The 23,649-nt window shown below is 66.3% G+C and carries 24 protein-coding genes; 12 read left to right on the top strand and 12 right to left on the bottom strand.

All coding sequences use genetic code 11. From position 1 onward, the window contains the following. Window position 1 precedes the first annotated feature (1 nt). The 7 genes from QE494_RS03270 to QE494_RS03240 form a co-directional block, all read right to left on the bottom strand. A complete protein-coding gene (locus QE494_RS03270; RefSeq protein WP_300041471.1) occupies window positions 2-1,219 on the bottom strand; it encodes a thiolase domain-containing protein in 1,218 nt (405 codons plus the stop codon). A gap of 31 nt (window positions 1,220-1,250) precedes the next feature. Next, on the bottom strand, window positions 1,251-2,735 hold the full coding sequence (locus QE494_RS03265; RefSeq protein ID WP_300041470.1) for an aldehyde dehydrogenase: 1,485 nt from the start codon (window positions 2,733-2,735) through the stop codon (window positions 1,251-1,253). Window positions 2,736-2,790: 55 nt separating this feature from the next. Next, window positions 2,791-4,404, bottom strand: a complete 1,614-nt coding sequence (locus QE494_RS03260) for a GMC family oxidoreductase (protein WP_300041469.1) — start codon at window positions 4,402-4,404, stop codon at window positions 2,791-2,793. Between the two features lie 21 nt (window positions 4,405-4,425). Then, entirely contained in the window at window positions 4,426-5,415 is a 990-nt protein-coding gene (locus tag QE494_RS03255; RefSeq protein ID WP_300041468.1) for a tripartite tricarboxylate transporter substrate-binding protein, read from the bottom strand. A gap of 71 nt (window positions 5,416-5,486) precedes the next feature. Then, window positions 5,487-6,611 carry an acyl-CoA dehydrogenase family protein gene (locus QE494_RS03250; RefSeq protein WP_300041467.1) on the bottom strand — a complete coding sequence of 375 codons (1,125 nt, stop codon included), beginning with the start codon at window positions 6,609-6,611 and terminating at the stop codon, window positions 5,487-5,489. Between the two features lie 4 nt (window positions 6,612-6,615). Then, complete coding sequence (locus QE494_RS03245; RefSeq protein WP_300041466.1) at window positions 6,616-7,809, bottom strand: acyl-CoA dehydrogenase family protein; 1,194 nt, start codon at window positions 7,807-7,809, stop codon at window positions 6,616-6,618. Window positions 7,810-7,822: 13 nt separating this feature from the next. Continuing rightward, complete coding sequence (locus QE494_RS03240; RefSeq protein WP_300041465.1) at window positions 7,823-9,973, bottom strand: acetate--CoA ligase family protein; 2,151 nt, start codon at window positions 9,971-9,973, stop codon at window positions 7,823-7,825. A gap of 212 nt (window positions 9,974-10,185) precedes the next feature. Here QE494_RS03240 and QE494_RS03235 point away from each other — a divergent pair, with 212 nt between their 5' ends. The 10 genes from QE494_RS03235 to QE494_RS03190 all read left to right on the top strand — a co-directional run bounded on the left by QE494_RS03235 (window position 10,186) and on the right by QE494_RS03190 (window position 20,194). After that, window positions 10,186-10,944: a GntR family transcriptional regulator gene (locus QE494_RS03235; RefSeq protein WP_300041464.1), complete on the top strand. Its 759-nt coding sequence runs from the start codon at window positions 10,186-10,188 to the stop codon at window positions 10,942-10,944. Between the two features lie 12 nt (window positions 10,945-10,956). Continuing rightward, entirely contained in the window at window positions 10,957-11,349 is a 393-nt protein-coding gene (locus tag QE494_RS03230; RefSeq protein WP_300041463.1) for a RidA family protein, read from the top strand. A gap of 73 nt (window positions 11,350-11,422) precedes the next feature. Continuing rightward, window positions 11,423-12,421, top strand: a complete 999-nt coding sequence (locus tag QE494_RS03225; RefSeq protein WP_300041462.1) for an amidohydrolase family protein — start codon at window positions 11,423-11,425, stop codon at window positions 12,419-12,421. A gap of 13 nt (window positions 12,422-12,434) precedes the next feature. Next, window positions 12,435-13,703 (top strand): Rieske 2Fe-2S domain-containing protein, encoded by a 1,269-nt coding sequence (locus QE494_RS03220; RefSeq protein WP_300041461.1) that lies wholly within the window; start codon window positions 12,435-12,437, stop codon window positions 13,701-13,703. Between the two features lie 77 nt (window positions 13,704-13,780). Beyond that, entirely contained in the window at window positions 13,781-14,767 is a 987-nt protein-coding gene (locus tag QE494_RS03215; RefSeq protein WP_300041460.1) for a tripartite tricarboxylate transporter substrate-binding protein, read from the top strand. A 34-nt stretch (window positions 14,768-14,801) separates the two neighbouring features. Next, window positions 14,802-16,082 carry an aromatic ring-hydroxylating dioxygenase subunit alpha gene (locus QE494_RS03210; RefSeq protein ID WP_300041459.1) on the top strand — a complete coding sequence of 427 codons (1,281 nt, stop codon included), beginning with the start codon at window positions 14,802-14,804 and terminating at the stop codon, window positions 16,080-16,082. Between the two features lie 20 nt (window positions 16,083-16,102). Then, window positions 16,103-16,894 carry a crotonase/enoyl-CoA hydratase family protein gene (locus QE494_RS03205; RefSeq protein WP_300041458.1) on the top strand — a complete coding sequence of 264 codons (792 nt, stop codon included), beginning with the start codon at window positions 16,103-16,105 and terminating at the stop codon, window positions 16,892-16,894. Between the two features lie 8 nt (window positions 16,895-16,902). Beyond that, window positions 16,903-18,270 (top strand): 3-hydroxyacyl-CoA dehydrogenase, encoded by a 1,368-nt coding sequence (locus QE494_RS03200; RefSeq protein ID WP_300041457.1) that lies wholly within the window; start codon window positions 16,903-16,905, stop codon window positions 18,268-18,270. Window positions 18,271-18,286: 16 nt separating this feature from the next. Next, window positions 18,287-19,066, top strand: coding sequence for an SDR family oxidoreductase (locus QE494_RS03195; protein WP_300041456.1), 780 nt, complete (start codon window positions 18,287-18,289; stop codon window positions 19,064-19,066). Window positions 19,067-19,300: 234 nt separating this feature from the next. Then, window positions 19,301-20,194: a dienelactone hydrolase family protein gene (locus tag QE494_RS03190; RefSeq protein WP_300041455.1), complete on the top strand. Its 894-nt coding sequence runs from the start codon at window positions 19,301-19,303 to the stop codon at window positions 20,192-20,194. 81 nt (window positions 20,195-20,275) lie between these two features. Here QE494_RS03190 and QE494_RS03185 read toward each other — a convergent pair whose 3' ends face one another. The 3 genes from QE494_RS03185 to QE494_RS03175 form a co-directional block, all read right to left on the bottom strand. Next, entirely contained in the window at window positions 20,276-20,626 is a 351-nt protein-coding gene (locus tag QE494_RS03185; RefSeq protein WP_300041454.1) for a hypothetical protein, read from the bottom strand. Window positions 20,627-20,832: 206 nt separating this feature from the next. Continuing rightward, window positions 20,833-21,276, bottom strand: a complete 444-nt coding sequence (locus QE494_RS03180; protein WP_300041453.1) for a DUF3429 domain-containing protein — start codon at window positions 21,274-21,276, stop codon at window positions 20,833-20,835. Further along, window positions 21,273-21,434, bottom strand: coding sequence for a hypothetical protein (locus QE494_RS03175; RefSeq protein ID WP_300041452.1), 162 nt, complete (start codon window positions 21,432-21,434; stop codon window positions 21,273-21,275). Before QE494_RS03175 ends, QE494_RS03180 begins: the two co-directional genes overlap by 4 nt. 349 nt (window positions 21,435-21,783) lie before the next feature. Here QE494_RS03175 and QE494_RS03170 point away from each other — a divergent pair, with 349 nt between their 5' ends. After that, window positions 21,784-22,389 (top strand): heme-binding protein, encoded by a 606-nt coding sequence (locus QE494_RS03170; protein WP_300041451.1) that lies wholly within the window; start codon window positions 21,784-21,786, stop codon window positions 22,387-22,389. Window positions 22,390-22,391: 2 nt separating this feature from the next. Here QE494_RS03170 and QE494_RS03165 read toward each other — a convergent pair whose 3' ends face one another. Together QE494_RS03165 and QE494_RS03160 are read right to left on the bottom strand one after the other, a co-directional pair. Then, entirely contained in the window at window positions 22,392-22,670 is a 279-nt protein-coding gene (locus tag QE494_RS03165; protein ID WP_300041450.1) for a hypothetical protein, read from the bottom strand. Next, the gene (locus QE494_RS03160; protein WP_300041449.1) at window positions 22,670-22,939 is read right to left on the bottom strand and encodes a hypothetical protein; all 270 of its coding nucleotides are present in this window, start codon (window positions 22,937-22,939) and stop codon (window positions 22,670-22,672) included. The genes QE494_RS03165 and QE494_RS03160 overlap by 1 nt, the downstream gene beginning before the upstream one ends. 412 nt (window positions 22,940-23,351) lie before the next feature. Here QE494_RS03160 and QE494_RS03155 point away from each other — a divergent pair, with 412 nt between their 5' ends. Further along, window positions 23,352-23,564 (top strand): heme-binding protein, encoded by a 213-nt coding sequence (locus QE494_RS03155; RefSeq protein WP_300041448.1) that lies wholly within the window; start codon window positions 23,352-23,354, stop codon window positions 23,562-23,564. The last annotated feature ends 85 nt before the right edge of the window (window positions 23,565-23,649 follow it).

Here is a 23,649-nt window from a genome sequence, read left to right as displayed (position 1 = left end):
CTCAGAGCCTTTCCATGATGAGGGTGGCGGCGGTGTGGCGCGAGGCCAGCGCACCGCCGATGCCGTTGGCCAGGGCCCAGGTGCAACCGGGCACCTGCACTGCCGGGTGGGCCTCGCCACGCAGCTGGCGCACCGCCTCGATGACCTTGGTCATGCCACCGCGGTTGGCCGGGTGGTTGCTGCACAGGCCGCCGCCGTCGGTGTTGAACGGGAGCTTGCCCACGCCGGAGATCAGGTTGCCGTCGGCGACGAAACGGCCGCCCTCCCCCTTGGCACAAAAGCCCAGGTCCTCCAGCTGCATCAGTACGGTGATCGTGAAGCTGTCGTAGAGGCTGGCGTACTGGATGTCGGCCGCCGTGACACCGGCCTCGGCAAAGGCCTGGGGTCCGGACAGCGCTGCGGCCGACCAGGTGAGGTCGATCTGGCCGCCCATGGCGTGCTTGGGCGCTTCACCGGTGCCGCGCACCATGACCACCGGACGTTTGAGCGTCCGGGCGATCTCCGGGCGGGTGACGATGAGCGCCCCACCGCCGTCGCTCATCACGCAGCAATCCAGCCGGTGCAGCGGGTCGCTCACCATGGGCGAGTTGACCACGTCCTCCACCGTGACCACCTTGCGCAGCATGGCATGCGGGTTGTGCTGGGCATGGTGCGAGGCGGCTACCTTGATCCAGGCCAGCTGCTCCGAGGTGGTGCCGAACTCGTGCATGTGCCGCTTGGCCACGACGGCGTACAGGTTCTGCGTGGCCGGGCCGTAGGGCAGCTCGAAGGGCAGATCGGGGGCGTCCGGGTCGGGGGCCTTCAGCGCGGTGCGCGGGGGGAGCTTACGGCCAGCGGCCACAGCGGCTTCGGCGCTGGCCTTGGCCTCGGCCATGGCGGCGCGCGGCCTGCCGGCCAGGGTGATGAGGGCAATGTTGCAACGGCCGGCGGCAATGGCCTCGGCCGCATGCGCCACATGCAAGATGGGGGCGGAGCCGCCGCACTCGGTGGAATCAACATGGCGCAGCTTCAGGCCCAGGTACTCGGCCATGCTGGTCGCGCCCAGGCCGGGCGCGTCCCCGGCGCAGAAGTAGCCGTCGATGTCGTCCTTGGTCAGGCCCGCATCGGCCAGTGCGCCGCGGGCGACGTCGGCGTGCAGACGCATGACCGACAGGCCCTCGGCCAGCCGGGTGGGGTGTTCGTAGGCGCCGACGATGCAGGCCTTGCCGTTGAGACTCATGGGTATCAGGTCCTCACAATTGAAATAGTGCTCAGTCCAGGCACATGGCCACGGACTTGACCTCGGTATAGGCCTCGACACCCTCGCGGCCGTTCTCGCGGCCCCAGCCCGATTGCTTGTAGCCGCCAAAGGGCATCGCAAAGTCCAGGGCCACCGGCGCATTGACCCGCACATTGCCGGCACGCAGCCCGCGCGCCATGCGGTGAGCCGTTTGAAGGTCCCGCGTCCAGATGCTGGCCGACAGGCCGTAGTCGGTGTCGTTGCCGCGAGCGGCCAGTTGTTCCAGGCTGTCGTCGTCGAAGACCTGGGTGCACAGCACCGGCCCGAAGATTTCCTCCCGCACTGGGCGCATCGATGGCGTGGTGTCCACCAGCACCGTCGGCTGCATAAAGAAACCCTCCCCCGCCGCCGCTTGACCGCCGGCCACCACGCGTGCGCCTTCGGCCAGGCCCGAGGCCACATAGGACAGCACGCGCTGGCGCTGCCGCTCGGAAATGAGCGGACCCATTTCCATTCCGGCCACCAGGCCCGGGCCCACCTTGAGTCGGCTGGCCGCTTCGGCAATGCCTGCGATCACCTGGTCGGCCACCCGCTTGTGCACGAAGAGGCGCGAGCCCGCAGCGCAGACCTGGCCGCTGTTGGCAAAGATGCCGCGTGCTGCCGACGGGATGGCGCGCGCCAGATCGGCGTCGGGAAAAATGAAGACGGGGGACTTGCCGCCCAGCTCCAGGGATACCCGCTTGAGGTTGCCTGCCGCGGCGGTCAGCAGCGATTTGCCCACCGCCGTCGAACCGGTGAAGGACACTTTGTCCACGCCCGGGTGCTCCACCAGTGCCTGGCCCGCCACTGGACCCAGGCCCGTGACGATGTTCACCACCCCGGGCGGAAATCCGGCTTCCAGCACCAGTTCGCCCAGGCGCAAGGCGGTCAAGGGCGTGAGCTCCGCTGGCTTGAGGACAGCGGTACACCCGGCGGCCAGTGCGGGTGCGAGCTTGCTCACGGCCATCGGCAGGGGCACGTTCCAGGGCACGATCAGGCCGACCACGCCCACCGGCTCGCGCAGGGTGTAGGTGTGCCACTCGCCCGGCAGGGAGACCTGCCGCGTTTCCCCATTGAGCTTGGTCGCCCAGCCGGCGTTGTAGCGAAGGCATTCGATGGCGGCGGCCACCTCGAACTGGCGCGCCACCATCAGCGGCTTGCCGGTATTGAGCACCTCCAGCAGGGCCAGTTCGTCTGCGTGGCGCTCGACCAGATCGGCCAGGCGATGCAGCAGTCGGCTGCGTTCGGCCGGCCGGACGCGAGGCCAGGGGCCGGATTCGAAGGCCCGGCGCGCCGCCTGCACCGCGAGGTCGACCTCATGGGCGCCTCCCAGGGATTCGGTGGCGATGTCTGCGCCGGTCGAGGGGTCGACGACCGACAGCGTTTGGCCGTCGCGGGCCTGGATCCATTGGCCATCGACCAGCATGCGAAGCGGTGCCGACAGGATGGCTGGGGGCGTGAAGGGGGCTGGGGTCATTTCGGTGTTGGCTTGATCAGGTCGCTCTATCAGGTCGCGTTATCAGGTTGCTATGTCAGACCGATGCGTCGGCCGCCTGAAGAATCAGGTCCGAGGCCTTCTCGGCAATCATGACCGTGGCCGCATTGGTGTTGGCGCCAGGAATGGTGGGCATCACCGATGCGTCGACCACTCGCAGGCCAGCGATGCCCCGCACCCGAAGGATCGGGTCGACCACCGCGTCCGGGCCCACGCCCATGGCACAGGTGCCCACTGGGTGATGGGTAATGCCGCCGAGCGCGTGGATGGCGGCGTCGATCTGCGCATCACTTTGCACATCGCCGCCGGGAATGGTTTCCGATTCAATGAGCGATGCCTGTGGTTCGGTGGCATAGATGCGCCGCGCGGCGCGCAAGCCCGCACGCAGGCTCTCCACATCACGGGGGTCGGAAAAGAGATTGAGGGCGATCTTCGGCGGCGCCTTCGGATCGCCAGAGCGCAGGCTCAACCGGCCACGGCTCTTTTGCCGCAGCAGGCACACGGTGATGTAGAAGCTGTGGTCCTTGGGTTTGACCAGCCCCGGAAACCACAGGCCGGCGTCAAAACGCACCGGGTTGCATAAAAGCTGGATATCCGGCCGCTCCAGCTCGGGCCGGGTCTTGAGCAGGATGGTGGCACTGCAGATCTGGTCGGCGAACGGACCCTTGCCCAGAAAGGCCCAGCGCAATACCGCGCCCACGGCGCGGTCGAACCGCAGTTGGCGAATGAAGGTGATCGCCTGGTGCGCCCGGTACATGAGCATCATGCGCGGGTGCTCGATCAGGTTGCCTCCCACACCCGGAAGGTCGGCCGCCACTGGGATGCCCAGGGACTGCAAATGGTCCGCCGGCCCGATGCCCGAGAGCATCAGCAGCTTCGGCGAGTTGTAGGTGCCGGCGCTGAGGATCACCTCACGCCGAGCTCGGGCCTCCAGGGCCTGCCCGCCGCGTGTGAAGGCCACGCCCACCGCACGACCGCCTTCGAGCAAGATCCGGCGGGTTTCGGCCCGGGTCAGCACGGTGAGGTTGGCGCGGCCCTGCGCAGGGCGCAGATAAGCCGTGGCGCTGCTGCTGCGGCGGCCGCGGCGGTCAATCGCCACATCACCGCGGGCCACGCCCTCCTGCTGGTCGCCGTCGTAGTCTGGCGTGGCGGGGTAGCCCGCCGCCAGCGCCGCGTCTCGCAAGGGCTGCTCCAGCAATTCCCGCGTGTCAATCGCCTTCACCTGCAGCGGGCCCTCGGCCCCGTGGTGGCGGCTGGCTCCGCGCCAGTTGCTCTCGCTGCGCCGGAAATACGGCAGCACGTCCTCGTAGCCCCAGCCTTCACAGCCAAGGTCACGCCACTCGTCGAAGTCGGCCCGGTGGCCGCGAATATGGAACATGCCGTTGATCGAGGACGACCCGCCCAGCAGGCGGCCGCGCGGGATCGGCAGGCGTCGCCCGCCCAGATGCGGCTCGGGCTCGCTCTCGTAGCCCCAGGTCAAAGACCGACGCGCCGACGCCTTGAGAAAGCCCACCGGCATGCGGACCAGGGGGTGGCTGTCGCCGCCCCCCGCCTCCAGCAGCAGCACCTGGTGGCGGCCATCGGCACTGAGCCGATTGGCCAGCACGCAGCCCGCCGAGCCGGCCCCCACCACGATGTAGTCGTACTCCATCCGGGCTTTCGGGTTCGCGCGTCAGATGCTGGGCTTGAAGCCAGAGGCCTTGATGATCGGGCCCCAGTGGTCCAACTCGTACTTGAGTTGCTTGTCCACTTCGGCGCCGTTGCGGAATTCGGCCACCTGCAGCAGCTTGGTCAGAAGCATTTCCTTCACGTCGGGCATCTCCAGCACCGACTTGATCGCGGTTTGCATGCGCTCAAGTTCAGCCTTGGGCAGGTTCGCCGGACCCCACAGCCCCATCCAGCCATTACCGCCGCCGGTGTCAAAGCCCTGCTCCACCATCGTCGGTACCTCCGGCACCAGAGCCGATCGCTTGGGTGCAAACACACCGACGAAATTGAGCTTGCCGGCGCGCACATGCTGGATGGCGTCACCCGCGACCATCACGCCAGTCTTGACCTGTCCGCCGAGCAGGTCGACCACCAGCGGTCCGTTGCCGCGATAAGGCACGACCTGCAGGTCGACGCCAGCGATCTTGCCTAACTGCAGCCCGTTGAAGTGGGTGTCGCCGCCTGCGCCCGCCGTGCCAAAAGTGCGCCTGTCGGCATTGGCCTTGGCCCAGGCGATGTAGCTCTTCGCGTCCTTGACCCCTGTTTCTGCATTGACCACCATGGCCATGGGGTAGGAACTCAGCTGCGCCACCGAGGTGAAGTCGGCGTTCATGTCGTAGCCCAGATCCTTGACCGTGAACGTCAGGTGCTGAAAAACGAAGACCGCATTGGGCGCAATCATGTAGGTGCCACTCGTCGGCGCAGCGGCCTTGACCGCCTGCGCCGCCAGGCGCCCGCCTACGCCGGGACGGCTGTCGACAATGACTTGCTGGCCGAGCTTGTCACGCAGCTTCTCCGCCATGATCCGCGCGATGCTGTCGGCAGCACCACCAGGCGGGAAGCCGATGATGATCCTGATCGGTGGCTTGTCCTGCGCATGGGCCGAGGTGGCCAACGCGAGTCCGAGGACGGCGCCGGTGAGCAGTTTGCTCAGGAAGGTCTTGCGATTCACCATGGTTGTCTCCTTTGTGGTGGGGTTGGGCCGGTGGAAAAATGAAGGAAAAGGATCGATGAACGTATTGGCTTTCAGGCGGTGGCCAAGCGCTGCCGCTGCCAGGCCGCATCGCCATACAGCTGGTCGATGACCATCAGGCGCTTGGCGTAATGGCCGACGCGGCATTCGTCGGTCATGCCCATCGCGCCATGCATCTGGATAGCCGCCAGCCCCTGGGCGCGGCCCTGCTGACCAGCCAGCATCTTGGCGGCGGAGACCAGGCGGCGGCGCTGCACTGGGTCACCCGCCTCCACCGCCATCGCGGCGGCGCAGGCCATAGACTTGAGTTGTTCCAGCGCGATCAGCATGTCCGCGACACGGTGCTGAAGCACCTGAAACTTCGCCAGCGGCGCGCCGAACTGCTTGCGGGTGCGCAGGTGGTCAGCGGTTTGCGTGAGCAGGGCCTCCACGGCGCCGGCCGCTTCGGCGCACAAGGCCGCAGCGCCGGCATCAAGCGCGGCTTCGACCGCGTCGGCGGCTTGGCCGGCATCGCCGATCAAGCGGTCCATGCCCAGGGCCACGGCCTGAAGCGTCACATGGGCCGCGCGGCGGCCGTCCAGGGTGTCGAAGCCCTGCACCGTCACGCCCGGCGTATGGGCCTCGACCGCGAACACACTGAGGCCCGCACGCTCACCGGCGACGCCGCCGCTGCGAGCCAGTACCAGCAGGAGGCCGGCGCTGTCGCCGTGCAGCACCAAGGTCTTGCGGCCCTCCAGCACCCAGCCCTCGCCTGCGCGGCGCGCCTGGCAGACGGTCTGCGTCCAGTCGTGGCGAGCGCCCTCCTCGTTCACCGCCAGCGCCGCTTGGAGCTCGCCGCTGGCCAGGGCCGGCAGCCACTGATTGCGCTGCGCAGGGCTGCCGCAGCCAGCGATCAGCCCGCCCGCCACCACGGTGCTGGCCACGAAGGCGTCACCGGCGAGCGCGCGGCCCATTTCCTGGGCCGCCACCATCACCTCCACCGCGCCCAGGCCGCTGCCGCCCTGTTCGACTGGCAAAGGCAGGCCCAGCAGGCCCAGGCCGGCCATGGCGGTCCAGCGCTGGGCGCTGGCCTCGGGGGATGCAGGGTTGCCGCGTTGCTCGGCGGGGAATTCACCTTCGCAAAAGCGTTGCACCGCATCGCGCAGCGCCAGGTGGTCGTCGTTCAGAGAGAAGTCCATGGTGTCAGAAGGCTTCCAGCGCGGCGCGGGCAATGAGGTTGCGCTGAACCTCGTTGGTGCCGCCATAGATGGTCAACTTGCGGGCGTCCAGGCTGTTGGCCGCGAGCGCAGTCATCTCGGGGTCGGCGGCAGATTCGGCCAGGTGCTCCAGCCGCTGCGCCGAGACGGAAAAAGGCACGCCTTCGGGGCCGGCGATGTCCACCAAGGCTTCGAAGATGGCCTGGCGCAGTTCGGTGCCGCGCACCTTGAGCATGGACGCTTCCACCCCCGGCACTTTGCTTTGCTGGTGCGGGCTCAAAAGGCGCAGTGCGGTGAACTCCAGCGCCATTAGCTCGGCCTCGAACTGGGCCAGCCGCGCCTGCATCACCGGATCACTGCCCAAGCCCTGCTGCGCCGCCAACTTGCGGGCCCGGGCCAATTGCTGCTTGCACGAGCCAATCCCGGCAATGCCGGTGCGCTCATGCCCCAGCAGGTATTTTCCGTAGGACCAGCCCTTGTGCAGCTCGCCCACCAGGTTTTCCACCGGCACCCGCACGTTGTCCAGGAAGCACTCATTGAGGTCTTCGCCACCTTCGAGCATGCGGATCGGGCGCACTGTGAGGCCGGGCGACTTCATGTCGATCAGCAGGAACGAGATACCTTCCTGCGGTTTGCTGGCGTCGGGGTCGGTGCGCACCAGCGCAAACATCATCGAGCACCACTGCGCGTACGAGGTCCACACCTTGTGGCCGTTGACCACGAAGTGCTTGCCATCGGGTTCGAGCACGGCGGTCGTGCGCACCTGGGCCAGGTCGGAGCCTGCCCCCGGCTCGGAAAAGCCCTGGGCCCACCAGGTGTTGCTTTGGCGAATGTCGGGGAGGTACTTGCGCTTTTGTTCCTCCGTGCCGAAAGCAAGCAGCACCGGGCCGAGCATCTGAATGCCGCTGGCGATCAGGCGCGGCGCCCCGCCCAGCAGCGTTTCTTCATCAAAGATGTAGCGCTGCACATGGTTCCAGCCCGGGCCGCCATGTTCGACCGGCCAACCCGGCGTGAGCCAGCCGCGTGACTCGAGGATGCGAAACCAGGTCACATAGTCGGCATGCTCCAGCCGCAGACCGAGTTCGACCTTGCGCCGAATGTCTGCCGGCAGCCGATCGCGCACGAAGGCACGCACCTCCTGGCGAAAGGCTTCATCCTGGGAAGAGAACTTGAGCTCCATCTCTGGCTGTCTTTCAGGCGTCCCGGGCCACCACCAGCGCATCGAGCGCCAGCACCGGGACCGGGCTGCCGGCGGCATAGGCCACCAGCGGGTTGATGTCGATTTCCATGAGACGCGGGTCGGCCTGCATCCGCGCGCCGATGCGTGCCACCACCGCGGCGATCGCGGCCAGGTCCACGCCGGCCGCACCGCGCACGCCGGCCAGCACGGCGGCGGCCTTGAGGCGGCCAAGCTCGACCACGATGTCGGCCTCGGCCATGTCCACCGGAATGAGGCGCACGTCGTGCAAGGCCTCGATCCAGATGCCGCCCAGGCCAACCAGCACCACTGGGCCCCAGTCGGCATCTCGCTTGGCGCCGACCACCAGTTCGAGTCCGCGTGCCCCCATGGCCTCAACCAGGGCGCCGTCCAGCGCCAGCCCCGGGCGGTGGTGGGCGACGCTGGCGTGCAGCTGCTCCCAGCCGGCGCGAAGCGCGGCTTCGTCGGCCAGGCCGACCAGCACACCCCCCACATCACTCTTGTGCGGCAGCTCGCTGGCCTGAGCCTTGAGCACCACGGGAAAGCCAATCTCGCGGGCCACCTCCACCGCCTCGTCGGCGCTCTGGGCCAGCCGCCCCGGCGGCGCGGCCAGGCCGGCCTGACGCAGCCAGTCCTTGCCCTGGTACTCGGCGAAGATGCCGTTGGCGGGCACAGGCCCCGGCAGCGCAAGTGCCTCCCGGGCCACCGGTCGGGCGCGTCCAGCGCGGGCCAGCGCTTCGCCGTAGGCCGCCACGCGCTGAAGCGCGCGCAGCGCCCGGTCAGCGGAGCGGAACAAGGGTACGCCACTGGCTTCGATCGCCTCGGTGAAAAAGGGCTCGATGGGGCTGCCGTCCCCAGTCAGCACCAGCACCGCCGGCTTGTTGGCATGGGCGAAGGCCGGCACGATGTGTTCGGCCTTGTCCTTCTGCGCCACGACGGGGCCGACCGGAATGGCCAGCACCAGGCTGCCAATACCCGGGTCCTCGAGCATGGTGAGCATCAATTCGCCCACGATGCCGGGGTTGCGCACGCTGATGGTGGTGTAGTCCAGCGGGTTTTCCGCCACCGCGTAATCGGGCAGCAGCGCGCGAAGCTTGGCGGTGACCGCGGTGCCTAGCGCCGGCAGGTCCAGGCCCAGGTCGTCGGCGAAATCGAGCGCGAGGTTCTTCATCGCACCCGAGCCCGTCATGAAGGCGGTACCGCCCGCTGGCGGCTGCGGAAAGCGCAGCAAGACGGCGGTGGTGTCCAGCAGCTCGTCGAGCGATTCGACCAGCACCACCGCTTCGCGTCGCAGCAGCGTGGCGGCGGTGGCATGGTCGCCGGCCAGGGCGCCGGTGTGAGACTGCGCGGCCTCACGGGCGCGGGCGCTGCGCCCGGGCATGAGCAGCACCACCGGCTTGCCGGCGGCGCGGGCGCGTGCGGCCAGTTGCTGAAACAGCGCCGGGTGGCGAATCTGCTCCGCGTAGACGGTCAGCACACGAATTTGCGGGTCGTCCAGGTAGGCGGCCATCACGTCCTCGACGCAAATATCCACCTCGTTGCCGGTCGAAAAGACCACGGCCACCGGCACCCCGCGCGACACCAGCGAGTCGCGCAGGTTGGCGGCCATGAAGCCGCTCTGGGCCACGATGCCCACGCCCGGCCGCTGCTCGCGTGGGCGCGCGGCCAGTGGTTCGAAGGTCAGGGGAATGCCGGCGGCGAGATGGGTGAAGCCCATGCAGTTCGGGCCGATGAGGTGAATGCCGCAGGCGGCGGCCACCTCGGCCAGTTCACGCTGGCGGGCTTGGCCCGCCTCACCCGCCTCGGCATACCCCGAGGCAAACAGCAAGGCCGAGTGGCAGCGCCGGGCGGCCAGCGATCGCAGCGCGTCGATCACGCCCGCTTCGGGAATGGCCAGCACGGCCAGGTCCAGGTCCTGGGGCAGTTCGTCCACCGTCTTCACGCACGGACGGCCATTGATCTCGGTGCTGCTGCGGCTGACCAGGTGCAAGGCACCGTCGTAGCCAAAGCGTTCGAGGTTGCCCTGCACGAAGCCGCCAAAGGCGCGCGGGTCGGCAGACGCGCCCACGATGGCGACGGAATGAGGCCGCAGGATGCGGCCGAGGGGCAGAGGCGGTCGCTGGAGGGCCGGGGCGGAAGCGGACATGCAGGACTACCTTTCGCGTCGGACGTTCGTTTTTGTTTCCGGCAATTCTGGCATACAAAAGGGGCTAAATAAAACACCAGATCTCACTATTTGGCGCTTTGTCGGGTTATCCCTGAGCGTTAATGCCTGTGAAATAAGGGTTTACGCGAATCGGTGGCGGCTCCGGAAATTAAGATTGCATACCACAGGTAACTCAATGTATATTTGCCGCGATGGAATCCACCGCCACCCTTTCCGCGCCCGAAACCGATGCCGAGGCGCTCCTCGGCATCGAGGACGGTCGCCCGCGCGGCGGCCGCGCCAACGAAATCCGGGCCGCCCTCCAGGAGGAGATCGAGGCGGGCAAGCTGCCGCCGGGCTGCCCGCTCGACGAGCGGCAGCTCGCTGTCCGCTTCCAGGTCTCACGTACCCCGGTGCGCGAGGCGCTGCAACAGCTGGCCGCTCGCAACCTGGTGCGCATTGCGCCGCGCCAGGGTGTGACCGTCTCCCGCCTGTCCATCAGCCAGCTGCGCGCCATCATGGAAGGCATTGGTGAGCTAGAAGCCACCTGCGCCAAGATGGCCGCGCGCCGGGTCGACGACGACCTGCGCCGCGCCATCGACGAGGCGCTGCAAGGCTGCCAGGACGCCGCCGTGGAAGGCGGCACCGAGGAATACGCCCAGGCCAACGCCCGCTTCCATGACGTCATCTACCGCGGCTGCCGAAACCCCTACCTCGCCGACCTGATTCGCAACGCGCGCCGGCAGATCCACCGCTATCGCCTGCGTGACTTTGTCACCAAGGCCCAGATCAATCAGTCGCTGCAGGACCACCGTAAGGTCGCCCGTGCCATTCAGGACGGCGACGAGGCCGCCGCTGCGCGGGAAATGCTGCTGCATGTGCCCTCGGGCTCCACCGGCTTTTCTGAGTTTCTGGCCAGCATCCCCATGCATTTGTTCGAGGCCGAGCCCGACAGCCGGCCCCTGCCCTGATGGCCTGACCCCATGACCACACGCCCTCCCCGCTCCATCCATGTCGCCGGCGGCTCGCACAAAGCGCCCATTCCCGCGGCTGCCCGCGTTGGCCCACTGCTCGCCACCTCTGCCGTCAACGGCAAGGACCCCGTCACCGGAGCCTTGCCGGCTGATGCGGCCAGCCAAGCCGCGAACGCCTTCATCAATTTGCAGGCCGTGCTCGCCGGCGGCGGCGCCAGCTTGGCCGACGTCGTCAAGCTGGCCGTGACCATTGGCGACGAGTCGGTGCGCGAGGCCGTCAACCCACACTGGCTGGCCCTGTTCCCGGACCCGGCCGATCGCCCCGCCCGCCACATCACCGTGCAGGCCTTGCAGCACGGCATGTGGCTGCAGATTGAAGCTTTGGCCTACGTGCAGGGCTGAGCCCATCGGCTTTCCCGCTCGCCCCCCTTTTACATTCGACCGCCCCACGACCCAACAAGAGAGACAACGGTTCATGATCATCGACTCCCACGCCCACATCGTCATGCCGCCCGAGAGCTTCCGCTTCATGGCGGAACTGGTCGGCGGACGCGCCAACCCGCACACCCTGCCCAAGATCCCCGAGGCCGCGGTGCGCAAGGTGGCCGAGGAGCTGGTCAAGAGCATGGACGAGGTCGGCACCGACATTCAATTCATCTCCCCGCGTCCTTACCTGCAGATGCATTCGGTCAAGCCCGGCAAGGTGACCGAGCTCTGGTCCCGGCACTGCAATGACCTGATCGCCCGGTTTGTCGAGATGTTCCCCGACCGCTTCCGCGGCGTCGCCGGCCTGCCCCAGTACATGGACGAGGCGCTGGAGGAGCGTGCCATTCCCGAGTTGCGTCGCTGCGTCGAGCAACTGGGGTTTGTGGGCTGCCTGATCAACCCGGACCCGACCGAAGGCCAGGGCGACCCGCCCGGTCTGGGCGACCCCTTCTGGCATCCCCTGTACCAGGCGATGACCGAACTGGACGTGCCAGGCCTCATTCATTCGGCCGGCAGCTGCAGCGCCCGCGAGTCCTACACGCTCAAGTTCATCAACGAAGAGAGCATCGCGGTCATCTCGCTGCTGGGCGCCAAGACCTTTGACACCTTCCCCGACCTCAAGATCGTCGTCGCCCATGCGGGCGGCGCGATTCCCTACCAGATGGGACGCTTTCGCTCCTGGACCGTGCGCAAGGGTGACAAGGAGACCTTTGACGAACAGCTGCGCAAGCTCTACTTCGACACTTGCAACTACAGCAAGGAGGCGATCGAGCTCCTGTGCAAGGTGGCTGGCACCGACAACGTGCTGTTCGGAACCGAAAAACCTGGCACGGGTAGCGCCCGCGACCCGATCAGCGGCCGCGACTACGACGACATGAAGCCGGTGATCGAGAGCATCGACTGGTTGACCGAGGCGCAAAAGCGCGACATCTTCGAGTGCAACTGCCAGCGGCTCTACACCCGCGCCTTCAAGAACTACGCGGGTTGAACGGGAGCGCGCCATGCCCTTGACGAAGGAAGAAAACGAGCTGCTGACACGCGTCGAAAATGGCGCGCCCATGGGCGAGATGATCCGCCAGCATTACTGGCTGCCTGCCGTACCCAGTATCAAGCTCGAAGCCGACGGCGCGCCGGTGCGGATCCGCCTGCTTGGCACCAACTACATCGCCTTTCGTACGACCGACGGCACCGCTGCCGTGCTCGACGAGCAGTGCGCCCACCGCAAGGCCTCGCTGGCCCTGGGTCGAAACGAGCACAACGGCATCCGCTGCATCTACCACGGATGGAAGTTCAACGCCCGGGGCGAGTTGATCGAGGCCCCCAACCACACCGGCGACCAAGACGCCTTTTGCAAGCATGTGCGCGTCAACCGCTACAGCGTGGCGGACCGCGGCGGCATCGTCTGGGTCTGGCTGGGTAAAGGCGAGACCCCGCCTCCCTTCCCCGACCTGCCCTTCATGGACCTGCCGGCGAGCCAGCGCTCTGTCACCAGCGCCGAGGTGCCCACCAACTGGGTGCAGGCGGTGGAGGCCTCGATGGACTCCTCCCACGTGGGCGTGCTGCACGAATCCACCACCCAGATCACTGCGGGAGGCGGCAACGAGCGCCTGCTCATGACCAAGGCCCTGGCGCCCAAGATGGAATTCGAGGACCAGCCCTATGGCTACCGCTACGCCGCCTTGCGCCAGCTGCCCGACGACAAGGTCTACGCCCGCATCAATAACTTTGTGATGCCTTGGTACGGCATCATCTGCCCGCCCGACGCCACCAGCCCCACCACGGTGTTCTTCTCGGTGCCGATCGACGACCTGACCCACCGCGGCTGGTTCGTGCAGTACAACACCCATCGCCCCCTGGGCATGACCGTGATGTCGGCCACGCCCGACGTGTGGAATTTCCCGCCACTGCCGCCGGGCGAGGCCAAGGACAACTGGGGCCAGAACCGCGACCTGATGAAGCGTGGCCACCAGACGGGCTTTCCGCAGCACCTGGGTACCGAGGACTTCGCCATGTTCATCAGCCAGGGCCCGATCTACGACCGCACCACTGAGCAACTCTGCTCTGCGGACGGTGCGGTGATCCGGGTGCGCCAGCTCCTGATGCGTGCGGCCCGCGAGCACATGGAGGGCAAGGCGCCCACCTTGGCCCACCATCCCGACCTCAACTATCGAACCATCCGCTCGGTCGGTGGCGTGATGCCCGCCGGCACCGATTGGCGCACCCTGGCCGATGCACCGGCTGTCGCACCAGCGCGCGCCGCCACGTCCTGACGCCCCCGCCCCCCAACCCCTGAGACAAGCCGCGCGCAGAGGCGGCCCCCCTTGGACGAAAGACACAGGAGACAGACATGACCCTCAATCGTCGCAACCTTCTCGCCAGCGCCGGTGCCACGGGCGCAGCCCTGGCCATGGGCTTGCCTCGCATCGCCCGCGCGCAAAAGCCCCCGATCAAGGTGCTGGTGGGATTTCCCACCGGCGGTGCCACTGACGCGATCGCGCGCTTGATCACCGACCGCCTGCCGGCCATCCTGGGCCAGCCGGTGATCGTGACCAACCCGGTTGGCGTGGGCGGGCGCATTGCGGCTGATGCACTCCTGGCGGCGCCAGCCGACGGCCTGTCCTTCATGGTGGCACCCAATGCCACTCCCACCTTCCAGATGCTGGTGTTTCGCGACCAGCTCAAATGGAACATCACCAAGGACTTCGCACCCGTCGCCAGCTTCGCCTCCTACCCCCTGGGCATGGGCGTGGCCCTGAACACCGGCGCCAGCAACGCCCGTGAATTTGTCGAGTGGTGCCGCAAGAACCCGAGCAAGGCCAGCTTTGGCACCCCGGGCGCTGGCGGTCAGAACCACTTCCTGGGCGTGCAACTGGCCAAGACCATCGGCGTGGACCTGCAACTGGCTCCGTACAAGGGCTCGCCCCCGATGGTGACCGATCTGGTCGGCGGCCACCTGCCCTCGGCCATCAGCCTGCTGGACGGCATGATGACCCACCACCGGGCCGGCAAGATCAAGGTAATTGGCGTGTTCACCAAGGAGCGCTCGCCACTCATGCCCGACATCCCGACATTCGCCGAACAGGGTATCAACGTCACCTCCGGTGAGGGCTGGACCGGCATGTGGGCCAAGGCGGGCACGCCCGCTGGCGACGTCACCCGCATGCAAAACGCGATCCGCGACATCTTGCAGATGGCGGATGTCAAGCAGGTCATGACCGAACGCCTGTGGGCCCAGCCCCTGTTCCGCAATGCCGCGGAGCTTGACGTGATGCAACGCGCCGAGCTCGCCCACTGGGACCCGATCATCAAGGCCTCCGGCTTCAAGGGCGAATAAGCTCGTCACTTTTGAGACCACAGACGGCCCACCCGTGCTCACCCCTGAAAAGAACGAGGCCCTGACCCGGGTCGGTCCGGGTACGCCGATGGGCGAGGTGCTGCGGCGGCACTGGCACCCGATCGCCGGCATCGACGAACTCGCGCGCAATCCGGTCAAGCCGGTGCGCCTGCTCGGCGAAGACCTGGTGCTTTACCGCGATCTGGGTGGCCACTACGGCCTGGTGGATCGCTTCTGCGCCCACCGGCGTGCCGACCTCTCCTACGGTTTCGTGGAGGAGCGCGGACTTCGCTGCAATTACCACGGCTGGCAATATGACCACCAAGGTGGGTGCATCGCCCAGCCTTATGAAGACCAGGTCGACCCGGCAGGCAAACTCCGCCAGCGCACCCGTCTCAAGGCCTACCCGGTACGCCCCATGGCGGGTCTGCTCTGGGCCTACCTCGGGCCGCAGCCCGCACCGGAGCTACCCGACTGGGAGCCCTTTCACTGGGAGAACGGCTTCGTTCAGTCGGTGTTCGCGGAGGTGCCCTGCAACTGGCTGCAGGCGCAGGAGAATTCGATCGACCCGGTTCACTTCGAGTGGATGCACGCCAACTGGAGCCGGCGCCTGCGCGGGCACATGGGCAGCTATGCGCCGACCCACCTCCAGCTGGCCTTCGAAGAGTTCGAGCACGGCTTCATTTACAAGCGCATCACCGAGGACAGCGGCGAGAACAACCCGCTGTGGACCATCGGCCGGGTCTGCCTCTGGCCCAACGGCTTCTTTCTGGGCGACCATTTCGAGTGGCGCGTCCCTGTGGACGACGAGAACACCTTGAGCGTGACTTGGTCCTTCCTGCGCGTGCCGCGCGAGGCTGAGCCCTTTGCGCAGACGAGCATTCCAACCTGGCACGCCCCGATTCGCGGCGAAGATGGCCGATGGATCACCAGCCATATCCTCAACCAAGACATCGTCGCCTGGGTCGGTCAGGGCCGTATTGCCGACCGCACGCGCGAAAACCTGGGTGCCAGCGACCGTGGCATTGCGATGCTGCGCAGGCAGTTGTTTGAGGACATCGAGGCGGTGCAGGCCGGTCGTGACCCCAAGGGGGTCCTACGCAACCCCGACGCCAACCAGCGGGTCTTCCTGCCCTCCGACTCGCGCGACTTTTTCATGAAGGGTCTACCCTTGGTCGACTACCGGCGGCACCCCAAATGGGCCCGGCTCCTGCGGCATTTCATCTTCCACGCCGGGCAGCCCGAATGGGTGCAGCAAGCCCACCAAGCGGCCACCGGCGTGGCCATCGAGCCGATGGACAAGCTCGATCTTTGATTTCCCCAACCCCCCCACCCATGCGCGAAGACAATCTGATTACCTACGCCCTTGAAGGCAATGTCGCCTTCATTGGCCTGAACCGCCCTGACAAGCGCAACGCCATCAACGATCCGCTCGTCGACGCCCTGCGCGCGGCGGTGCTGCGGGCCCATGATGAGGCCGACGTGGCGGTGCTGCATGGGCACGGCACCAATTTTTGCTCTGGGCTCGACCTGGCGGAGGCCCTCGCCCGCGCCACGGGTCAGATCAAGCCCCCGCGCAAGCGTCGTCGCCACAACTGGCATGAGGTGTTTGACCTGATCGCCCGCGGTCCGATTCCCTTCGTCGCCGCGCTGCACGGCGCGGTGGTGGGCGGTGGCCTCGAATTGGCCACGGCTGCGCATGTGAGGGTCTGCGACGAAACAGCGCTGTTCGGCCTGCCTGAGGGCCAACGCGGCATCTTCGTTGGTGGCGGCGGCACAGTCCGCATCCAGCGCGTGGTGGGAACCACCGTGATGATGGACATGATGCTCACCGGCCGACTGCTCACCCCGGCCGAGGGCCTGCAAGAACATGTCGTGCGCTACGTGGTGCCCGCCGGCCAGGCCCTGGCCAAGGCCACCGAGCTGGCTCAGCGTATCGCCAAGAACAGTGTCGAGACCAATTGGATGATCATCAACGTCCTCCCGCGCATCCAGGACATGTCGCACGACGATGGCCTGTTTGTCGAACAGCTCAATTCCAACCGTGCTCGTCCGCCCGAAGCCGAAGCCCGCCTGCGTGAATTCGTCGACGGCAAGGCCAAACGGCTGCAGGAAAACCAGGGTTGAACCGCAGCATGAGCGACTTCAACTTCTTCCAGGTCAGCGACGAAGATCGCGCCCGCGCCGCCGCCCATGCCAAGCGCTGCGCCGCCGCAGCCACCCGCGTCCCGGACATCCCTGCGGAAACAGCGCTTCGGCCCCTGCGCCAGGTGGCTGTCATCGGCGCTGGCACCATGGGCGGGGGCATCGCCATGGCCCTGGCCAATATCGGCGTTCCGGTCACGCTGATCGACGCCAGCGCACAGGGACTGGACAAGGGCCTGGCCAAGATCCGGGACAACTACGCCACCAGTGTGAAGCGCGGCAAGTTGGACGCGGCCACCATGACCGAGCGCCTGGCCCTCATCACCGGTTCGCTGGAGATGGCCGCCGTGGCCCCTGCCGACCTGGTGATCGAAGCCGTCTTCGAAGACCTGGGCCTCAAGCAAGACATCTTCCGGCAGCTTGACACCCTCGCCCGCCCCGGCGCCATCTTGGCGACCAACACCTCGGGGCTGGACATCGACCAGATCGCTGCGGTCACGAAGCGGCCCCAGGACGTCGTGGGCGCGCATTTTTTCAGCCCCGCGCACGTGATGAAGCTGCTCGAGGTGGTGAGGGCCGCGAAAACTGCGCCTGACGTCATTGCCACCCTGATGGACCTGGGCCGGCGAATGGGCAAGACCTCGGTGCTGGCCCGCATCTACCCGGGCTTCATCGGCAACGCCCTTTTCCGGCAATACAACCGCGAGGCGCACTTCTTGGTGGAAGACGGCGCCCTGCCACACGAAGTGGACGCCGCCCTCACCCGCTTTGGCTACGCCATGGGCATCTTTGCGGTGCACGACATGGCCGGCAATGACGTGGGTTGGCAGACCCGCAAGGCCCAGATGGCCACCCGTGCCAAGGACCGGCGCTGGAACGACCTGATCCTCAAACTGTGCGACATGGGCCGCTTCGGCCAAAAAAGCGGACGGGGTTGGTACCGCTACGAGTCGGGCGACCGCACCCCTCGGCGTGACCCGGAAATTGAGCGCTTCATCGTGGAGGAGTCTGCGCGCATGGGCATCACCCGCCGGCCGATGGACGAAACCGAAATCCTCAAGCGCTGCCTGTACGGGATGGTCAACGAGGGGGCGCGATTGCTCGAGCAAGGCATCGCCCTGCGCCCTGGTGACATCGACATCACCTACCTCACCGGCTACGGCTTTCCTGCCCACCAGGGAGGGCCGATGTACTTGGCCGACCGAATCGGCCTGGCGCAAGTTCTCGCCGATATCCGTCGCTTGCACGCCGAGCACGGCGCGTGGTGGCAGCCAGCGCCCCTCTTGGAGAAGCTGGCGGCCGAGGGGCGTTGCTTTGCCGATCTGGCCGTCTCGCAGACGACTGAGCCCACCCTTTAAGCAAACAGGAAACAGCATGGACCTCGGCATCAAGGGGCGCAAGGCCCTCATTTGCGCCTCCTCCCAGGGCCTGGGTTACGCCTGCGCCTTGGCCCTGGCCGAGGAGGGCTGCGAGATCTTCATCAACGGCCGTGATGAGGGCAAATTACAGGCCGCCGTGCGGACCCTGCGAGAAGCAACTGGTGCAAGGGTCACCGGAGTCCCAGCCGACATCAACACCGAGGCGGGCCGAGCCGCGCTGCTCGCCGCATGCCCGGCGCCAGACATTCTCGTGAACAACAACGCCGGCCCACCGCCTGGGCAATTGGCCGATTGGGACCATGCCGCCTGGATGGGTGCACTAGAGAGCAACCTCCTCGCAGCGGCCCTGATCCTGCGAGCGGTGCTGCCTGGCATGCGCGAGCGCAGGTTCGGCCGGGTGGTGAACATCACCTCGGCGATGGTCAAGACGCCGCATGCCGCCATGGGCCTGTCGACAGCTGCCCGCGCGGGCCTCACCGCTCTCACCCGGGCCTTGGCGCGCGAAGCCATCGTCGACAACGTGACCCTGAACAACCTGTTGCCCGAGCGCTTTGACACGCCGCGGCAAGAGTTCATGGCCCAGCGCATGATGCGAGAGCTGGGGATCGGGCGTGAGGAAGCGCGCCAGAAGATTGCCGACACGCTACCGGCCCGGCGCCTGGGCCGGCCGGAGGAGTTTGGCCAGGCCTGCGCCTATCTGTGCAGCGCCAACGCCGGCTTCATGACCGGGCAAAACCTGCAACTCGACGGCGGGTCCTACTGGGGGCTGGTCTAAGGGGGGCCCCTGGGTATCGGGCGCGATGCGCACGCTCGGGTCGGGCTTGATCGTGTCGGCAGACGCAGGTGCACTTTGCCCGGGTGCATTTGAGTCAGGCGTATTGCTCCAGTGGGTTCGATCGATGCTGCGCGGTGTCCTGCGGGCCGCTGCAGGCAATCCTGCACGCCCTGCCAGTTTGTTCGTCTTGGTGTAGGCTGGCCTTTTTGAGCCGGCCTAACCCAAGGAGACGCCATGCCGCAGCGACTGACCGCCCAGGATTTTGACCAGGAACTTTTGGTTCTCTTTGACGCTTATGTGCATGGCACCTTGTCCCGCCGCGGCTTCCTCGACCAGGCCCAGCGCTACGCCAAGGCGGGCGTCACCGCAGCCGGCCTTCTGGCCGCTCTCAGCCCCAACTTTGCCGCCGGCCAGCAGATCAAGCCCGATGACGCGCGGGTCAAGACCGAGACGGTTTCTGTGCCCTCCCCGCAAGGCTCTGGAAGCATCAAGGGCTACCTCGCGCGGCCCGCGTCGGCCGGCACGGCCAAGTTGCCGGCAATTTTGGTGATTCACGAGAACCGCGGTCTCAACCCCCACATAGAAGACATCACCCGCCGCTTGGCGCTGGACGGCTTCATGGCCTTCGCCCCTGATGCCCTCACCCCGCTGGGCGGCTACCCCGGTGACGAAGACAAGGCCCGCGAGGCCTTCGGCCGCCTGGAGCAGCCCAAGACCCTGCAGGACTTCGTGGCCAGCGCTGCTTGGCTCAAAGCACGCGCAGACGGCACTGGCAAGATGGGGGCGGTCGGTTTTTGCTGGGGCGGTGGCATGGTCCATAACCTGGCCACCCGCCTGCCAGACCTCACCGCCGGTGTGCCGTTTTACGGCAATGTGCCAGCCGTATCAGAGGCCGCCAAGGTGAAGACGCCCCTGCTGGTGCATCTGGCGGGCATCGACGACCGCATCAACGCCCCCTGGCCGGCTTATGAAGCGGCGCTGAAGGCGGCAGGCGTGCGGGTCACCACCCACCAGTACGCGAACACCCAGCACGGCTTCAACAACGACACCACCCCGCGTTTTGATGCACCGGCGGCCAAGCTGTCGTGGGACCGGACCCTGGCCTTTTTCAAGGCCAACCTGGGTTGAGGTGAATGGGCGAAGGGCGATGGAGCGGCCTGCGTTTTCATCGTCCGACCCGATCCGGTTGCCGCAGACCTAGTCACCAGACTAGTCGACAAAATCCCGGAAGAAAAGGGGCAGCCAAGGCAGGACCCAAGGCATAGCAGACGCAATACCCACGGCTGCGATGATGAATGCCCGGGTGTCTGTCCGCTGCTCCAAAGGGGCCGTGCGGTCTGCCCGGTAGACACATAACGTGCCGGAAACGGCAAGCAGCCAAGCAGGAATAAAACCCAGGGCTGATAGCCACAGCCATCCAGCATCGCTCAAGGGCCAGAGCTTCTGCGCGATCACAGCGAAGGCATGCACAAGCCAGTGAAGGCTGCCCAGGAGGCAGATCAGGATGAATCGGGTTTGCCTGGTGAAGAGAGGCGAAGTGGGCGGCAGCTTGTCCATCATGTCGTAGGCGCTGTTGTGGAAGACACGCACCTTATCGACCCGCCAGCCCTGAAGATGGGGCAGAGCTGACGTTTGGCCTCACGGGCTCGAACCGGCTTGGCGTTTCGACGCCGCGATGGCCAAGCTGTCTTGGGACTGCCACCTGAATCCATCAACCCCAAGGCGGTTTAGGCATCTCCCGCCCGTGGGGTCCGCATGACCCCCGCTCAGGCCAGCGCCGCCGCCCCGGCCAGACAACTGACACTGGCCACCAGCGTCAGCTGCAGTCGCAGGGGCAGCCAGGCCTGCAGCTGAAGGCGCGCGTACCGAACTCGGTCGACCGCATAGCAGGCCCAGAGCAAGGCCGCGATCAACACCAGCCCCAGCGCAGGGGCCAGCAGCAATGCCACCCAGCTCACGAGGCTGGGCAGAACACCCCAACTCAATGAAGCAACTGGCGCGGGTTGCGCATCTCGCATCACCAGGCCCCAGTGGATGGCCCCCAGAAAGCTGCAGATGGTGGCGCCGTAGCCCACAAGGGCTGGCCCGGCCAGCGGCCAGGTGCCCGGCGGCGCCAGCCAAAGCGTTGCAGCCAGGCCAACAAACGGAATCAGCCCGCCAAAGCCCAGTCTGCGGGCCCAGAGCGAAGGGGCTGCCGGATCAGCCTTCATTCGTCTGCGGCACCGCTCTCCGGCGTGCCGGGGGCTGCGGGGCTGCTCGGGGCGGGGTGGCACATTTTTTCGCCGTCCCATTGCTGGCCACACCAGCAACGGCCTTCGGGGTCAATGATGCAGGTGCCGGTGCCGCAGCAGCGTGGGTCATCGTTCATTCGCAACTCCTGGGGTTCAAGTCGATGGGCCTCGCGCTGAAATTCAGTTCACTTCGCGAGCGGCCCCCTGGTGGTGAAGCTGGCATCGATGGCAAGCAGCTGCGCCTTTCATGCGCGCGGCGCCATCTTTTAGCAAAAGGTAATTATGACCATGAGTTCCCCTCTCAACGAGGTGGCCATTTCGGTGCAGACTCGTTCAGTCCAATGCCCCGCCCCCAGGGCAGCGTACGACCTGTACGATTCGCACCGAGTTCAAACGAGGCGTAGGCTCGGCAGTATGCAGGGCAACTTGTCATGCACCCACCGCCGTGTGCTGACCCGCCACCGCACTTCAACCAGGACCCTGCCCATGCATCGTCTTCTGCTTCTCTTCACACTCGTCGCCATGCCCTTGCTCAGTCACGCCATCGAAGAACCCAAGTACGAGGTCATCAGGAAAATCGACAACGTGGAGTTGCGCCAGTACGCACCCTACGTCGTTGCCGAGGTGGTGCTCGACGCCAAGGCCGAAGAGGCCGGGAACCGGGCTTTCCCGATTCTGGCCGGCTACATATTCGGCAAGAACAAGGGCGAGAAGAAGTTTGCGATGACCGCCCCTGTCACGCAATCGGCCGCGCCCGTGAAGCTGGAGATGACGGCACCGGTGACGCAGGCTGCAGTGCCCGGCGGTATGCAGGTGCAGTTCGTCTTGCCCGCCAACGTGACGCTGGAGTCCGCCCCTGAGCCGCTGGACCCGCGGGTGAAATTGCGCCTGGTGCCGGCCAGCCAGCTGGCTGCCATTCGCTACTCGGGCACATGGTCGCAGGCCAACTACGACGAGCACTTGGCCAAGTTGAAAGCGTCGCTGGCCTCTGCCGGGCTCGCCACGCAAGGCGAGCCGGTGCTGGCGCGCTACAACGGCCCCATGACACCGTGGTTTATGCGGCGCAATGAAATCTGGCTGTCGCTGCGGTGAGATCAGCGATACACATCGTCATGGTCGCCGACATGGATCAAGATGATGCCCTTCTCCGTCACGATCAATTCCAGCGTGATGCGGTAGGCCATCGTGATGGAAACACTGTGCAGACCTGAGAGCTTGCCCTTTAGTGCGTGCAATCGCAGCGAGGGGTGATGCGGATTGGCCTCTAGAAGGCTCAGCGCCTTGGTGTAGACGGCTACCGCCTCAGGGTGGCGCTTCAGAAAACGGGCGGCGCGCCGGGTGTACTGCTCGGTGAAAACGAGCTGCCAAGCCATCAGGCAGCCTTGTTGATCTTCGCAATACGCCGCATATGCTGGGCCACCGTCTCCTTGACGAATCTCCCCGCATCTAGGTCTGCCTTCGACTCAGCCAGTGCAGCCTCCAATTCGCACTCACGAAGGTAGTCATAGTGGTCCTTGCTCATGACCACATACTTGACTTCGCCACGCACGGTGACGCTGGCCTCGGGATCGGACAGCAAGGCTTGATCAATCGCTCCGACGCCCTTGGTCTTGAGGTCATTGGCTGAAATCGGCTGCATCATCACACTCCTAATCGTACGATTTGCAGTATTGTAGATCGCGGGGTGCTCTAAGGCAATGCAAATGAAGCGGCTCTGAAACTGAAGACCCAGGGCTCAGTGTGCGGGGACCAAGCGCAGCACTCCAACCACTGCCTGTGGTCTCAGTCCCCTTGTGAGATCACCAAGCCAACTCAAGCAGCTGCTCAATCTCGGCAGCATTGTCGAAACGTCTCGGATTGCCACGCAAGAACCAGTCCCCCATGGCGTGGCGGGCGATTGCCGGCAGCGTGGCCGATCGCCGTGGTGACGCCAGCACCGGTGTAGTCACCACCCTGCCTGCACAGAATGGTGGCCAGCACGAGCTCGCCCCGCACCTCCGGGTCGTCGTGGGTGGAGGGGGGGCGGCAAGATGGCGGACTAGTAGCCTAGCCGAATGCATCAACTGGCCATCGGCCAGCGGGTTGCCCGTGTGGGACATCAGCCCCTCGAAAACCGTTGCATAGGCATTGACACTGCTCTGACCACCAGCGCCCTTGGCGCTGATAGCAGCATGGCCGGCTCGATGAAGCCGGTGCTGGCGCGCTACAACGGCCCGATGACGCCGTGGTTCATGCGTCGCAACGCGATCTGGCTGGCGCTGCAATGAGCCCTGCGGTCATCCTGCAGGCGTTTTGGCGGGTGGGCCCATCCCAATTTTTGGGACCTTGGCAAGTTGGCGCCTTCAAGGCGCT

Origin of the sequence: Ramlibacter sp. (assembly GCF_029866045.1) — a bacterium.
Classification (GTDB): Bacteria; Pseudomonadota; Gammaproteobacteria; order Burkholderiales; family Burkholderiaceae_C; genus Ramlibacter.
Note: the sequence above shows the minus strand (reverse complement) of the source record. Positions and strands in the feature narration are given on the sequence as shown.